The sequence below is a fragment of the Bacteroides sp. Marseille-P8574 genome (genome assembly GCF_902825465.1).
Classification (GTDB): Bacteria; Bacteroidota; Bacteroidia; order Bacteroidales; family Bacteroidaceae; genus Bacteroides; species Bacteroides uniformis.
In genome coordinates this window covers 1,791,970-1,807,509 of sequence record NZ_CADEBE010000002.1, presented here as the reverse complement: position 1 = coordinate 1,807,509, position 15,540 = coordinate 1,791,970, and the positions used below count along the sequence as shown (strand labels likewise).

Annotated in this window: 11 protein-coding genes; 6 read left to right on the top strand and 5 right to left on the bottom strand. The window is 40.5% G+C overall.

Annotated elements, in window-relative coordinates; all coding sequences use genetic code 11:
• The first annotated feature begins 1,697 nt into the window (after positions 1 to 1,697).
• Both HUX74_RS20170 and HUX74_RS20165 read left to right on the top strand, forming a co-directional pair.
• A complete protein-coding gene (locus HUX74_RS20170; RefSeq protein WP_174647304.1) occupies positions 1,698 to 2,225 on the top strand; it encodes a Panacea domain-containing protein in 528 nt (175 codons plus the stop codon).
• The gene (locus HUX74_RS20165) at positions 2,206 to 2,616 is read left to right on the top strand and encodes a hypothetical protein (RefSeq protein ID WP_174647303.1); all 411 of its coding nucleotides are present in this window, start codon (positions 2,206 to 2,208) and stop codon (positions 2,614 to 2,616) included. The genes HUX74_RS20170 and HUX74_RS20165 overlap by 20 nt, the downstream gene beginning before the upstream one ends.
• Positions 2,617 to 2,797: 181 nt before the next feature.
• Here HUX74_RS20165 and HUX74_RS20160 read toward each other — a convergent pair whose 3' ends face one another.
• From HUX74_RS20160 to HUX74_RS20145, 4 genes are all read right to left on the bottom strand, one after another.
• Positions 2,798 to 4,672: a hypothetical protein gene (locus HUX74_RS20160; RefSeq protein ID WP_254592907.1), complete on the bottom strand. Its 1,875-nt coding sequence runs from the start codon at positions 4,670 to 4,672 to the stop codon at positions 2,798 to 2,800.
• A 462-nt stretch (positions 4,673 to 5,134) separates the two neighbouring features.
• On the bottom strand, positions 5,135 to 5,806 hold the full coding sequence (locus tag HUX74_RS20155) for a hypothetical protein (RefSeq protein WP_254592906.1): 672 nt from the start codon (positions 5,804 to 5,806) through the stop codon (positions 5,135 to 5,137).
• Positions 5,807 to 5,833: 27 nt separating this feature from the next.
• Positions 5,834 to 6,742 (bottom strand): BT4734/BF3469 family protein, encoded by a 909-nt coding sequence (locus tag HUX74_RS20150; protein ID WP_005824138.1) that lies wholly within the window; start codon positions 6,740 to 6,742, stop codon positions 5,834 to 5,836.
• Between the two features lie 5 nt (positions 6,743 to 6,747).
• Positions 6,748 to 7,569: an SEL1-like repeat protein gene (locus HUX74_RS20145; RefSeq protein ID WP_016274150.1), complete on the bottom strand. Its 822-nt coding sequence runs from the start codon at positions 7,567 to 7,569 to the stop codon at positions 6,748 to 6,750.
• A gap of 816 nt (positions 7,570 to 8,385) precedes the next feature.
• Between HUX74_RS20145 and HUX74_RS20140 the strand changes: the two genes are divergently transcribed.
• Genes HUX74_RS20140 through HUX74_RS20130 form a run of 3 tightly spaced genes read left to right on the top strand, consistent with a single transcriptional unit; the run spans position 8,386 to position 10,696 of the window.
• Positions 8,386 to 9,054 (top strand): GDSL-type esterase/lipase family protein, encoded by a 669-nt coding sequence (locus tag HUX74_RS20140; RefSeq protein WP_174647301.1) that lies wholly within the window; start codon positions 8,386 to 8,388, stop codon positions 9,052 to 9,054.
• 21 nt (positions 9,055 to 9,075) lie between these two features.
• Positions 9,076 to 9,672, top strand: a complete 597-nt coding sequence (locus HUX74_RS20135; protein ID WP_005824130.1) for an RNA polymerase sigma-70 factor — start codon at positions 9,076 to 9,078, stop codon at positions 9,670 to 9,672.
• A 1-nt stretch (position 9,673) separates the two neighbouring features.
• Complete coding sequence (locus tag HUX74_RS20130; protein ID WP_005824128.1) at positions 9,674 to 10,696, top strand: FecR family protein; 1,023 nt, start codon at positions 9,674 to 9,676, stop codon at positions 10,694 to 10,696.
• Positions 10,697 to 10,943: 247 nt separating this feature from the next.
• Here the strand turns inward: HUX74_RS20130 and HUX74_RS20125 are convergent, their stop codons facing one another.
• The gene (locus tag HUX74_RS20125; RefSeq protein ID WP_008657074.1) at positions 10,944 to 12,005 is read right to left on the bottom strand and encodes an IS5-like element IS1169 family transposase; all 1,062 of its coding nucleotides are present in this window, start codon (positions 12,003 to 12,005) and stop codon (positions 10,944 to 10,946) included.
• A 277-nt stretch (positions 12,006 to 12,282) separates the two neighbouring features.
• Here HUX74_RS20125 and HUX74_RS20120 point away from each other — a divergent pair, with 277 nt between their 5' ends.
• Complete coding sequence (locus HUX74_RS20120; protein WP_227238993.1) at positions 12,283 to 15,534, top strand: TonB-dependent receptor; 3,252 nt, start codon at positions 12,283 to 12,285, stop codon at positions 15,532 to 15,534.
• Positions 15,535 to 15,540 lie beyond the last annotated feature (6 nt).

The window sequence follows — 15,540 nt, the reverse complement described above, 5'->3', positions numbered from 1 at the left end:
AAACTCTATATTTCAGGCGGGTAAACGTTCAAAATACGGTTCCTTGAAAAATACAACATGATACGACTTTTTGAATTGAATATTAATTGGTTAAGCGATGAAAAACTATCTATCCCTAGAGTGTGTAAAACGCTACCCACCTATACATGATATAAACATAAGAAAAAAGACTGTCTTTTCATGCCCAACAGAACGGGTATAGTATTATATGATATATAAAATGTTTTACATTATTCCATTTTTCAAGTAGCCATATAACCAACACTTCATCCCAAATCCGTACGGGTAATAATGAATAGGGCGGATGAGTGGCCAATACAGAGTCCGGTTACCGGATTAGTTCCCATACTGATACTGAGATAACCCTTCTACCAATGATGAACTTATATCCTATACTCATCGCTTCTTTATGACCAAATCTTGTATTAAGTATTTATCCTTACCGGCTGAATGATAATATCCCTTCAGTTTCATACCTTAATACTCCACAAGGCAAGGTACATGAACGGGCAATGGATAGACGTGCCTGAAGTAATGTGGAGAGAGGTTTATATTTCCTCCACCTGTTTTCCGGCACTGTCATAGGTTTGCCCGTCGATGATAGCCGTGAAGTAACCATATCACTCCTTCACATTACTCTTCCATTCCATTCATCGGGGCAAGGACTATCTCGCAATATTAACGGGAGACATATATAGCCTGGTTTAAACCGGATCTATTGTAAGGATTATGGAAGTGGTTTATCGGATCCTTGCTTATACTGATACACTTTTAACCATACTTCCTAAAACAATATGTACAGGACAAATGAGAAGTTGGAACAATGTATAAGTACTCCAATTCAGCCAGGAGGAAGAAGGCAAGGTTCATCATTCATACATTATCCAGACGGTGAGATACAAGAGTTAACTGGAAGCCCATTGTATCATAGTTATTGTAATTAATAATAATACTCACTCAAGCGGCGTGAGCCTACAACTGACGAAAGAGAGAAAATATATTATATCCCAAAATCAACTTTTTTTGCTAAAATGTGGATTATTACTTAAAAGAGAAAGATTTTATTGAGAAAAAAAGTGATGCGTACCGTTAACTCATCCAGCAGTAATTTGGTTATACAGAAAAATTGCATTGTCTGATTCACTATATAATGACATATCTTCATTTATAGCAATCATACTCCGGGTTTATGGAATGCCGGGGAATGAATAAAATCCCGATTCTTTTGCTACCTTTGGGGAATATATAACCGGAAGAGAAAGTGCAAGTTTGGAAATAATACACTCATGCCGTATTATCAATTTTTCCAGTTCTCCAAATCATCATTGAAAGAGTAAACGGAACGCATCAATCAATTTTTTTTCCTTTGAAACATATCATTTATAAGTAATTTCCCTAATTTCAGCAAAAAAAGTTGATATTTTCTCTCTTTCGTTAGTTGTAGGCCAACGCCGCCTAAGTGGGTTATTAATTATAGTTACAATATGGTATAATGGGCTTTCAGTTTACTCTTGCATGCCATTATTTGGGTAATTACATGGACATTGGGATAGAAGTAGTGCTATTTAGTCGATACGATAAAATGTTCTTAAATATGCGATTTATATATAAACCCCGTGTATTATATTTATATTTTCACTATTTTTGTACGATAAATCATTTACCTTTAATTTATTAATGAGAAGGGATTCTGAAAAATGACTGCATTTGAGAAACAAAAAATAATAGAGGTTGTACTTTATATCCTTAATAAAACCGGAGGTATAGATTATTATCGTCTGTTCAAGATATTATACTTTGCCAACCAGCGCAGCCTCGTTGATTGGGGGCAATTAATGACAGCTGATAAATTCTGTGCTCTTCCCCATGGCCCCGTACCGACAGTGTTATATAATACGATAAAGGGAGAAAAAAGTATTTTATCCGACATGCAAAAAGACATTCATGTTGTAGAATATTATTTACTTCCCAAACGCGGTGCTGATACTGACTATTTATCCCAATATGATATGGATATTTTGGACGAATGTATTTCCAAATATGGGAAAATGGAATTTACAGAACTGGAGAAAACATCTCATACAAGTTGTTGGGAAAAGGCTAGGTCACAGAAGGGAAGCCATGTGATTGCTCCTGGAGATATTGCCCGTGACGGTGGTGCCAATGAAGAACTTGTTAAATATATCAATGATTCAATAGCGTTTGATGAAGTCTTCGGAAATTAAGATAGGGGATGTTTTTTGTGTTACCATGAACAAAGCTAACGGTATAACTCCCAAGTCCGGAGATATTAACCGTGACAAGTATTTTGTAGTTCTTGGTTTTGATGATAACGGGAATGTTTATGGAGGAGTCATATTTAACTCCTATATAAACATCAATCTTCCTCCTTTTGTACAAGCAATGCAACATCCCGTAAAAGGAAAAGATTATAATTTCCTTTTACATGACAGTTATATAGACTGTTCTTCAATTAAGATTGTGAAGAAGAACAAGCTCTTGAAAAGCAATTATTTAGGGATATTAGAGGAGAAAGATGTTGCAATTGTGTGCAATAAAATAAAAGAGAATTCCCGTATAAGTAAGGCCGAATTGAAAAGATTTGGCTTAATGTAAATAAAGCGGTAGGATATTTTCTTATCACTTCAAACTTTATAATTCCATACATGAGCAATATTCATTCACTCAATTGTAGTGCATGGAGCATAACTTTATTACGTTTATGTTAGTCAATGATACATCGTCAAGAAAAAAAGCAGTACCGTCCTATCCATGAACGTATTGCCATATTGTTTGCCTATGCTTCCAGTATCTCTATAAAATACACTTTCCTGCCCCTGTCATTTGTCCTCTGTTTTTCCACGACGGGAAGATACTGTTTCAGGTCCGTAGCTTTGGCCGTTTTCCCGACAAGGCCCAGGTTGTCGTATATCTTCTGTAGCTTGGCCTTTATCTCCTGTTTGGAATACAAAACACCAATCTTGAACTCCTGCCTGCAAGCCTCCCTTATCGGAACCTGTGCACAAAGAACATTATAGGCATTCTCAACATCAGCCTCTCGAAAACCAAGACTTGACAGGGTATCATAACCAAGAGTTCCATACCACCCGTGAAATCTGAAATCAATGAACGGATTTTGTAAGAGCAGGGTGTCATATTGCGGACATTGATTTCTGAAATTCGCATATCCTGCAAGCCTGTCCTTGTCGGGTGCATTATAATACCACTGCTCGAACAGCTTCATCTCATTCGGCTTCTTCCGCATCCCGACCGCAGACTGAATGCTCGTCAACAGTTGGCAGGAATTATTATAATAGTAATTCCTCTGGTACCACCTGTTCCACATTGCCGCCATTACCAGATGATTGTAACCTATCGTCGTTTGCCCGTTCTCCTGTATGAGGTCAGTATAATCATCTGTAAACTTCTTGTCTGGTTCCATTTTTCTGTAAGAATCTATTAATACAGTTCTGTATTCTTCAGGAGCACTATTGAATACATTGAGGATGTTATTTGTTTTCAAATCCATCATCTTCTGCTTGTGTTCAAACTCCGCTTCCGTCATAGTGGCAGGGTAGGTCTTGTAATATATTGTGGCATCATGACGGAATGGATTTGTATCAAGCCTCTGTCTGCCGAGTATCTGAGGTATATCCAGCATGATGTCAAGGGTCTGCCACTCCTTCCCTGCATTGATGAAGATATAGGTGCTTGCATTGTCCGAATAGAAATCCACACCTTCAAAAGATGACTTCGTGCAGAAAGTGAAAGGTTTGTTTTTGGGATTGTTCCTGTCCGTATCCAACCCGCCTATCGTGAATCCTTTGGGCAGCTTTGAGGACTGGCTTTCAGAACACAGGATTGTCACCTCATCCGGCTTCAGACTGTTTTGCCCGATTATTCTTATGATTGACTTGACCTCATTGAGAAATATGCAGGCTTCACGGGAACAGACAATATTTCCATCCACTATTTTCCTTTCAAAATATCCGTCCCTTCTGTAACGTTGTATCAGTTCCCCACACAGTTTCTCCGCAGTCTCACCGTTCCTCATCTGCCTCTCCTTCAATGTCGGCTCCACAATCACATCAGGATCCCATTCCAGTTTATAGTAGGGAATGTTGGCGAATTGAGGTATGTAGTCAAGGTAGATGTCAGGGACAGGTGTAGCGGACAAGTAACAGATACGTTTCACTTCACTGTCAAGCCGGATGAGAAAATTCATGTCCGTACTGCCTTTGAACGTCGCATCACCCATCAGACACTGGAACTCATCGACCACAAAGAGGCATGAATCCAGCATATCATTTCCTCTAAGGACACCAAGAACCTTGTCCGATGAATCCAGTGTAACCAGTATCTTGGCAGGTCGCATTGGCAAGGGGGTAAATGGTGTGCTTCCATGATGACAGTCCAAGTACGAATCAAGATCCCGCATCATTTGGATTATTGCTTGTCCTCTATTACCACTGAATGGGACATGGAAGTGGAAACTGTCGGGGTATTGTCTGTGCTTCTCTTTCAACACCTGAAGTCGTGGCGAAATTATTACCACAGGAAAGTTCGAATTGAGAAACAGGGATGTACCACCACAACCGGTTACAGTCTTGTTCAGGATAAACTTACCATCCAATGGCAATTCCCCATTCAAGAGATTTTCATAATCACTCATATACCTACAACCTTTCGGCATACTAATTGATATCATATTATTTATATTATTATCCATAATAGTTTTATTTTTGTTTATACTCATTTCATATATAAAGGTTTGCAATGTTTTTATATACCCTTTTTACACTTCGATGAGTTAACGGAACGCATCAATCAATTTTTTTCCTTATGCAATCTATTTCTTTTAAGTAAAAATCTCAATTCTAGCAAAAAAAGTTGATTTTGGAATATAATATTTTCTCTCTTTCGTCAGTTGTAGGCTCACGCCGCCTGAGTGGGTATTATAATAAAATATGCAGTATATGTATAATAAACTTGCCTCCGGTTAACTCACAAGGTGTTATTTTGCAATATTTTTCACCTGTATCCTTGACATATGGATTCTTTATTGGCTTTGACGAAATTTTAAAGGAGAGCTTATGCAGCATCTCCTTTATCTTTCCAATCAGTCAGTACATTCTCAAATCCAGCACTTGGCATTGGATTTGACTACCACTTTGGTAAATTTCTGAAGTTCGGTTATCAATGCCTGCACTTCATTCCTTGTCGGTTCGGGAAGGGTAATGTCCTGTCGTGAGTTCCTGCCGATATTGACTTGTACAGGAGAACACATGCTGACAAGTTCAACCATTTCGGGCAAGTCGAATTTTATCAGAGGTTCACAGGTCACATAGGTTCTCATTCCAAGGCTCGCCAGTTTTTGCATGGCTTTGGCACGTTTCCGGGTACCTGGAGCATTCCTTACGATGTCCGGATAAAAGACATTGGTTTCAATGGTCGTGCACAAAACCGATTTCTTCATTACCGGATGCCCTATGAACTCCAAGAAACGTATGGGGGCCTTGGATTGGAAAAGATAGTTATTATCAAACTTGTCACAATAATCCAGAACCTGGGCAATCCAGTCCGAAGGTACGTCGAAAGCCCATGCGTCCGTTCCGCTACCAACGAAAATAAAATTGCCGTTACCCAGGTTTACTTCCAGTTCCTTGGGGTCAAACCGTATAGGAAGCAGACCATCGAATTTTTTCATGTAACAATAGGGGCAGTCATGAAAACATATTCCTTTTATTGCATTCCACGTGTGGGTAACAAAAGGATACATGTTACCCCGGCTTTTTGTCAGTACCATAATTGTTTTTTTAAAGGGGTGATTAAATCAGTGTATTGTAAATATCAATGTTCCGAAGTTCTTCTCTTCGGTCTTATAGGCGTTGCCCACATGGCTTCTGATTTCCTTTTCATCCATTGTGTCATCTTCCCAGCCATCAATGAAATACTCAGTAGCCAATTCCTCGTCAACACCCCATTTGCACATCCAGCAGGCTAACCTGAAGATGCAGTTTCCCCTGTTGCCTTTTTTCCAATATTCAGGATTGTTCCTTTTCCAGTGGGAGTTCATGATGCTGATGATGCTTTTGTCCGACACTGTTCTTGTCCCGGATGATTGTGGCATCTGTACCTGTGGCTTTATGGTGGGGACATAAGGGTACGGTTCAGGATTTGGATTGGTCCAGATGTCAGGATCGTAACTCAGATAATTTCTGCGTGCCAGGTCTTTACAGCTTGCATCATTTCTGTTTGCCACATAGAATTTATCCAGTAGCTGTCCATACAAATCTTCATGTCTGGCCGGATCTGTATTGTCATGCAAAACCAGAGCCTTCAGTCCATTTCCACTGGGTGTAACAAAAACACTCAGGACACATTCGGTTATCATCAGCTTGTTCCGTAACCGGATCATTTCATCCGGTGTTGCTATATGGTCAAAATCCAATGCCGTCACACGCGAGTATTCAATCAGCCCCGCACCGTTAAGTTCCCTGAATGTACCGTTATAGGCAACAGCGGGCAGGAGTCTGGCTTTCCATTTCCGCATGTCACCTGGAGCTACACTTCTGATATGCTCTATTGCCTGCTTCAATGTATAGTCTCCAAACTCATTGTCATGCAATTGCATGTCTCCCGTGCGAATCATCTGTATAACATCTCCTAACTCAGGATAAGCCAGGTTGTACTTTGTCCAATTAATCTTTTCTGTCAATGTCGTTTTCATATTCTTTACCATAGACTTTATTGCTTTTTTATCCATCTGAGATTATCAGCCGCATTGTTGGACATGTCGCCGTCAATATGCTCCACTTCCGTATAGGCCTTCGGATCAGGATTGACCAGGAATGTCTCAGCAACGAGGAGATCGACATAAGCCTTCTCCCCGCCGATGATGATGTACTGTCTGCCGTTTGCCTCCCCGAATACCGGTACATTGCCTCCGTTTGCGGATGATGGCATTGCCAGACCGGTACGGGAACCTCCTTTTTCAAGGCTTTTTCTGACATCCGACCATAACCTGTATTTCCTGATGTCCCTCATGCCCCGTGAATACAGACCTTCATACAGGTCACAGAGGAAGTCCACACTGTCATATATCCCCAGTTCATAGGCCTTCTCGAACCATCCTGTCGCTTCCTTGTACATTACGGGAGTCCCAAACAGCCCTTTGAGGCGTATATGCCCCATTGTGAAAGCCGACAGTCCGTCACCTGAATCCGCAGCCTGTCCGAGTAACCCGATACCTTTCCCTATATCCTGCGGACATCCCTGCCCTTCCAGGTATATATGGCCCAGATTGGCTTTGGCTGTGGGGAATTTATCTGCAATACTCTCTAGAAGAGCGATTGCCTTGCCGGTATCATGCTTTACAGCCATCCCTTTCAGGTAATATATGGCAACGGCGTTGATTCCATATACGAATCCCTGTGTAGCCGAACGGTCATACCATAGGAAAGCCTCGTCGGCATTTCCCTTATCCTCATAATACAGACCGGTTAGATACTGAGCCTCTGCATCACCTGCCTGGGCCTTTTCCAAAATTCTTTTTGTTTCTGTTTTCATGTTTCTTTCATTTTTGAAATTGAACATTTTTTTAAAATCACACATGTAAGGATTTCGGGGTTTTGTCAGACGGCAGTTTTTTATGTGTGTAAGTTGAAGTGGGAGAATATGCGGATGATGGTCCGATGGATTTGTCCGGCAATCGTTTCGGTATGTCAAGACTTTCCGGTAAAGTTATCAGATGAAGATGATAGCCAGAACCGAGGGAGTGAGTGTTAGTACGGTCTAGAGATTGAAAAAGATGTTCGGGCTGTAGAAATAATGATGAGGACTATATATGTTTTAAAAACAGCTGATTTTTTTTACTGACGTTTCCGCGGCCGAATAGTTTCTTTGCGGTGCCAAACGAAAAATGTACCAGGCTGATCTAACGGAGACCGAATGGCGTATATAACAAAAGTGTTAAATTTGCAGGAAGAGTAAAATATGATTTGTAATGCTGTATTTTTTAGTTAAGACTAGTTGTCAATGGCATATGCCTCTTTTCGAATTCCCAAAGTGACAGTTGTTTTATCACCACTATCGTAAATGAGGTTCTTTGTCGGAGTTGGGCTTATTGTTAGAGAAATTACGTGAAGATATACGTGTGAAACATAGCATGGGACCAATTGTAAATAGTATCGTGGACAATCAAAATGTCAAAGGGGAACAATGCTTCCTTGAACGGTGTTGACGGGAATAAAAAGCAAAAGGCATAAAACGTAATATCATAGTAGATAAAAATCTTTTTTTTTAACTATTAGAATACGTACTTTTGATAGTGTAGTTGTCTTAATATAAAATATTGCTAACAATCATTACTAAATAATACTAAATATGAAACACTTATTCTTTGCTCTTCTGTACTTTTTCGCAACAGTGGCAACGGCCCAAACACTGAGCGAGTATCCTGATTTTGAAAGATATCAAAAGGATAATGAACGCATCATTCAAAACAAAACTTATCCGAAAGTGATTTTTATCGGAAATTCCATTACCGACGGATGGGCTAGCAAACGCCCCGTTTTTTTTACAGGTCATCAATTTTTAGGTCGTGGCATCAGCGGTCAAACCAGTCCGCAACTCCTGCTCCGCTTCCAAAAAGATGTGATTGACCTTAAACCAAAAGCTGTTGTCATCAACATCGGTACGAACGACATAGCCGAAAATTCTGGTAAGTACAGCATCGAATATACGGTGAGTAACATCAAATCAATGGTAGAGTTAGCCAAATCACATAAAATCAAAGTGTATCTTTCTTCGGTTCTTCCGGTTGATGTGTATCCTTGGAGAAAAGACATTACGGATGCAGTGAAACAGATTTATGAGCTGAATGTGCGGATCCGGCAACTTGCCAAAGCAAAACATGTACACTACATTGATTACTTCAGTGAAATGAGCAAAGAGAACGGAGGCATGATTGATGAATATACGTATGATGGTGTCCACCCTACAGATAAAGGATATGAGGTTATGGAAAAAATCGTATTGTCTGCCATCAAATAGCCACAGATACAAACCGTTATTATGGACTCTCAATATTCAAATGGAATGCAAGAAAAGGGGGGGGATTCTATCAGTCATTTTAGACAAGTTTATGATGAACTGTATCCTAAATTGATGGTTCATGCATGTAAATTTGTTGATGAAGAGGTTGCTGAAGATATAGTACATGATGTATTTGTCGCTTACTGGGAACAACATCATATGATTGTTTCCAGTAGGCTGGCCGCCTTTCTATTCAAAGCCACGCAAAACAGTTGTCTAAACTATCTGAAGCACCAAAAGGTAGTGGAGAACTACCGGGAACAGTGGCAACTGGCCATTGATCGTTGTGAATATTACAACCAGAAAATTGAATCGACTGTTTCGATGTCTGAAACGAATGAGGAGTTGAACTATAAGTTGCTGGAAAATGCAATCAGGCAATTGCCTCCCAGACGTGCGGAAGCTTTAAACTTATTCTACTTCGAAGGGAAGTCACAAAAGGACATAGCCAATCAGATGCATGTGTCCTTACGTACGGTACAGACACACCTTGCCCAAGCCATCGCGGAATTGCGCAAGTCCTTGAGGCATGTCGGAATTTGGATTGCTCTAATGTTGAATTATATATTACTGTAATATGGATTTAAATGTATTAAAGCGTTTTTTAAATCATTCCGCTTCGGAGGAGGATTACAAAAAGATCAACAAATGGAGAAGGGAAGAACCTGCTAACTCGACTTTTTTGTTCTCGTTGGAGGAAATCTGGTCGAAAAAAGAAGAAGCCAACTATGCAACAAAGATACATCTGAATGCATCTTACCAAAAGATGATAGAGAAGATGATGAGTAGATCTGAATCCAAAATTAAGGAACAGGAGACATACAATACAACACAAAAAAACGATATCCATAAACCTAAATCATCACTCTTCCTAAAAATAACTGCATCAATAGCAATTGTATTGTCAGTAGGGTTGGGAACGTTATATTACATGGAGGTTACACGACCGGTTGGATTTAATACGGTAATTGTCCCCAACTCGCAGACAGCCAATTTGGTATTGGAGGATGGTACACACATCTGGTTGAACTCAGGTAGCCGGTTTACTTATCCCACCAAATTTGCTAGGGGTTACCGTACGGTCAAACTGGCAGGTGAGGCTTTGTTTCAAGTGAACCGTGATGAACACAAGCCGTTTTTGGTGGAAACGGAGAGGTTGAAAGTACGTGTACTGGGTACTACATTTAATGTGAAATCGTATTCCGGTGAGGATCCAACAGTTCTCTTAAAAGAAGGGCAGGTGGAAGTGTATACTGATAAGAATAAAAATATACGGATAAAGCCCAATCAAATGCTGACAGTCTCTCTCGAAACGGGTCTGAGTTCGATTCGTGAAATGGATGCTTCTACGGCTGGTACGTGGCGGACGGGGGAACTGATGTTCCCCGGGGAAACACTGAAGACCATTGTGTTGGAATTGAAACGGAAATTCGACAGGGAAATTGTCATTGAAGATCCTTCGCTTGAAAAAAAACGGTTCTTCTGCCACGTGCATAGGGAATCGACCTTGACGGAGGTCTTGGACCTGTTGCAGGAAAGTGGGCAATTGACGTATCTGGAAAAAGAACATATATTTATAATAAGAAAGGAGGACAATTAACAGAAAAAGAAGAAAAAGAAAAAGGATTGCAAATTGTTGCAGCAATTCACAATCCTTGTCGTCGAATAAATTAATTAAAGGTGAGTTCTATCAATTCAATTTATCCTCTTGTATCAGACAGCAGAACTCTTTAACTGCCCAATTTGTGAGCTTTAGTCTTTCAAATTTAGCGAATATTTTCTACCCCCCCCAATTTTTACAATAATTAACTTGTGTTTGTTGTAAAAATTGGATGTGCAGGCATAATTCACCCCAACAACTCAGGTTTCAGCCTGATTATTTGCGTGTAACGACTGATGTTATACACAAGACTGGTGAGTGCTACATTGGCTTTAGCACGAATAAGCCCTACTGTACGCACCACAAGTCCACGCATGGTTTGTTCCTCAAACCCGAATACATGCTCGACAAGGCAACGTGTCTTGGATTTTTTCCTATTGTCTGATTTCTGCTCCTTGGTAAGCGGACGGTTACGGTAGCCCTTTTCGCAAATTATCGGATTCATCTTATGCTGTTTTACAATCTCCTCTTGTCCGACATAACCGGCGTCCAAATACAAGTCCTTGCCTTCGTCTTTTTCATCCAGCAGTCCTTCAAAGCCTTTGGAATCATGCACTTCTGCCGACGTGGTATCATAAGAAAGTATGATCTTATTGCGTTTCTCAACTTTAGTATGCTGCTTGTAGCCGTAAAAAGTCTCATCACGCTTCTTTGTCCAGCGGGCATCTACATCCTTGTGGCACTTCTTGTGGGGATTGTCATTCCACAACTTATTACCCGCTCCCTGTTTTATCTGCTCATTTTCATCACGGGTGTTACGTTGGCGAGGGGCAATAACAAAACTGGCATCAATGATGCGACCCTCATTGAATTGCAGACCCTTACTTTCCATGAAACTATGAAATTCCGAAAAAAGCTTGTCATAAACGCCTGTATTTGTCAGGAGTTCGCGATACTTCCACACCGTCTTCTCGTCAGGAACATCGTCAACACATTCAATACCAAGAAACTTGCGGAAACTCGTACGGTCAACTATCTGATACTCTATCTGATGGTCACTCAAACCATAATAACGCTGAAGAAACAAGACCTTGAACATCAGCACACAGTCTATCGGCGGACGACCGGCATTACTTTTGCGCTCTCCGGTAAAAAGGGCTGATTCAAGAGTAGGACGAAAGATCTCAAAATCAACATACTGAGACAACACTTCAAGAGGATTGCCCATTTCATTCAAACGCAATTCACGATTCTCTGACTCAAATAGTTGATTATAACGAAGCTTACGGTATCGGGATAACTTGTTCATTATAAAATTCTTATTTTCTGCAAATTTACGCTCTTGGAACCATATAAACAACTGTACTACAATATTTTAATTTATAGAACTCCTCTAAAGATTAAATCAATTACTCAGTTACAAATTTATGAAAAATCCAACCAGTTATTTCTATCTAAAAGAATGCGTAACTTTTTTTAGTAGATGGAATAGGAACTCTTGCAGTTTTGTGCTTTTGTTAACATTTTTATTCCTATTTAACGGAGTACTTGCATTGCATGCTCAAAATGTTACCATTTCACTGGATGTGAAAAACAAAAGCATCACGGAGGTGCTATCAATCATTGAAAAAAAGAACAATCTGTTTTTTACTTATGATTACAATCTGTTCAATCCCAAGCGAAAGATTTCGGTGTCTTTAAAAAATAAAAAGATTGAGGAAATCTTGAAGGTGGTTTTCAAAGGGGAAAATATCGGCTATAAAATTAAGGGAAAGAATGTGGTGTTGTATAAAATTGATTCCAAAGTGTCGAAAGGACAGCAGAGGAGTGCCAAAAGGATTTCGGGGATTATCCGAGACCTCTCTGGTGTTCCTATCATCGGCGCTTCCATTGCTGTGGAAAACGGTGCCGGTGGTACCATTTCTGATTTGAATGGTAAATTCTCTTTGAATGCGCACGAAAACGACTTGCTGACGATTTCGTACATCGGTTTCGGCAAGAAGGAACTGAGAGTGAAGAAGGATTATTACGAAATTACGCTGGAAGAGGATGCCAATCTAGTTGATGAAGTGGTAGTTGTGGGGTATGGTACGCAGAAGAGAGGTAACTTGACGGGAAGTATTGCTTCGTTAAAGACCAAGGAGATCAATACGACTGTGAGCTCCAGCCTGGCGCAATCTTTACAGGGTAAGATGCCGGGATTGCAGATAAGACAGCAGAATGGTGAGCCGGGTACTTTTAATTCTATGATTAACATCCGCGGCTATGGAGAACCTTTGTATGTCATCGATGGTATTGTACGCGATGGTAGCGTTGAATTCCAACAATTGAATCCTAGTGACATCGAAAGTGTTTCGGTGTTGAAGGACGCTTCCGCTGCAGTATATGGCATGAATGCCAGTAATGGTGTGATTGTGGTGACTACGAAGAGAGGGGAATCCCACCGTCCTCAGTTTACGTATTCGGGTAATGTGGGCTGGCAGAAGGTTACTGACCGTCCCCTCATGGCCAATGCGGCCCAATATCTGGAAATGTACGATGATGCGATTTTTTATAGAGACGGGGTGCATAGTATTACCAATGAAGAACTAAATAAGTGGAGAGCTGGCGGACCGGGTTATGAAAGCACGGACTGGTACAATGAAACCATGAAAAAAGCCAGTTTGAGACATAATCATAACTTGTCTATTGAGGGTGGCAATAAGATTATGAAATACTTCCTCAGTTTCAGCTACTATGATGAAGACGGTATTTTCAAGAGTGGGGATATGGGTTATGACCGCTATACGTTCAGAAGCAATGTTTCTGCCAAATTGAACCGTTATCTGACAACGGATGTGATGGTTTCGGGCCGTTATGGCATGAGGGATTTCCCGGGTGGTGATGGCTTTATATGGATGTACAAAGGTACCATCATCAGTCATCCGAACGAACGTCCGTATATTAACGATGACCCGGCTTATCCGGCGAATATCTACAATCAGGAAAATCCGGTGGTGATGTCACAGAAAAAGCATGCAGGGTATACGGTGGACAAGAACAAATCGCTTCAGTCGGCTGTTTCGCTGACTTATGATGCGCCTTTCTTGAAGGGACTGCAGGCGAAAGGCACCATTGCCTATGACAGCTATAGTGTATTCAATAAAAATTTATGGAAGAGTTATCGCATTTATTCGTCCGATTTGAATTATCAGTTGAAAAACAAGCCGCGTATTGCCAATAATGTGGAAGATGCAGACCGCATTGTGTTGCAGGCGCAGGTGACATTCGACAGAACCTTCCTGGACAAACATCATGTTTCGGCATTAGTTGCTTACGAACAGAAGAAATATGAGAAGAAACACTCTTACTTGAAACGTGAATATGATTTTTACACGACAGATGTGATGGATTATGCATCGGGGGTACAGACGAATAGCGGTACGGAACATGAAGAGACAACTATGGCATACATCGGTAAATTTAACTATGACTACATGGGTAAGTATTTATTTGAATATGCTTGCCGTTATGACGGCTCTTACCGTTATGCACCCGGCAAAAGATGGGCGTTCTCTCCTTCTTTATCAGCCGGCTGGAGAATCTCTGAAGAAAGCTTTATCAAAGATAATTTTTCGTTTATTGATAATTTGAAAATCCGTGGTTCTTATGGCGTCATTGGTGAAAATGTAGGAGAGCCATTCCAACACGTGATGGGTTTCACACCTAATGTGAATATTGGTTATGAGTTTGAAGATGGCAAGTTCCTGGGTACGATGGCAGCTCCGGGTGTGATCAATCGGGACTTTACGTGGGTGCGTTCGGAGATGTATAATGTGGGGGTCGAGTTTTCTGTGCTAAGAAACAAACTGAATTTTGAACTTGACTTCTATAAGAAACACAAGAGCGGAAAGTTGAAAATCAGAGAAGGCAACTTGCCGAATACGTTTGGTGGATCAATGCCGGTGGAGAATGTGGAAAGTGAACGTACACAGGGTTTTGACTTGACCATTTCTCACAAAAATCGCATCAATGATTTCTCTTACAGCGCTTCTTTCAACATGAATATTGCCAGAACCATGCATCGCACAGTGGATAAACCGGCTGCACGAAGCAGTTACGACCGTTGGAAGAATGGATATACAAACCGTTGGAATGACTTGGTTTGGGGATTCGACAAAGTCGGACAGTTCCAAAATTATGAAGAGATTTTACATGGGGCTATTCATTGCGACAATAGAGGAAATACGCAGTTGTTGCCGGGTGATTATATCTATGATGATTATAACGGTGATGGTGTGATCAATGGTTATGATACCAAACCGATATTCAGAAACAAGACACCGAAACTCTTTTATGGTTTTACGTTGAATGCACAATGGAAAAATATGGATTTGACAATGGTGTTCCAAGGTGCTGGTATGTACAACATCCGTTTCAATGAGGTATTCAGCCAAATGTTCTTCAACAATGGTAATTTACCTGCTTATTTCTTTGACAGATGGCATTTGGAGGATTCCTATGATCCTGACAACACCAATTGGGTGCCTGGTAAATGGCCTGCTAATCGTTTCTCTCAGGAAATGGGTTCTTCTTACCGCGATAGTCAGGCATGGAACATGAAAGCGTCTTATTTACGCCTGAAGAGCTTTGAAGTGGGTTATATATTGCCTAGAACATTTACTAAAAAATATGGTGTTGAAAATTTGAGACTCTATTTCAATGCATACAATCTCTTTACATTCACCGACTCGTTCTTGAAACAGTTTGACCCTGAAAAGACGGAGGGTGACTATGGTGCCGGATACAACTATCCTTTGACAAAGAGTTTTAATGTAGGCTTAAGTGTTTCATTCTAAATATTA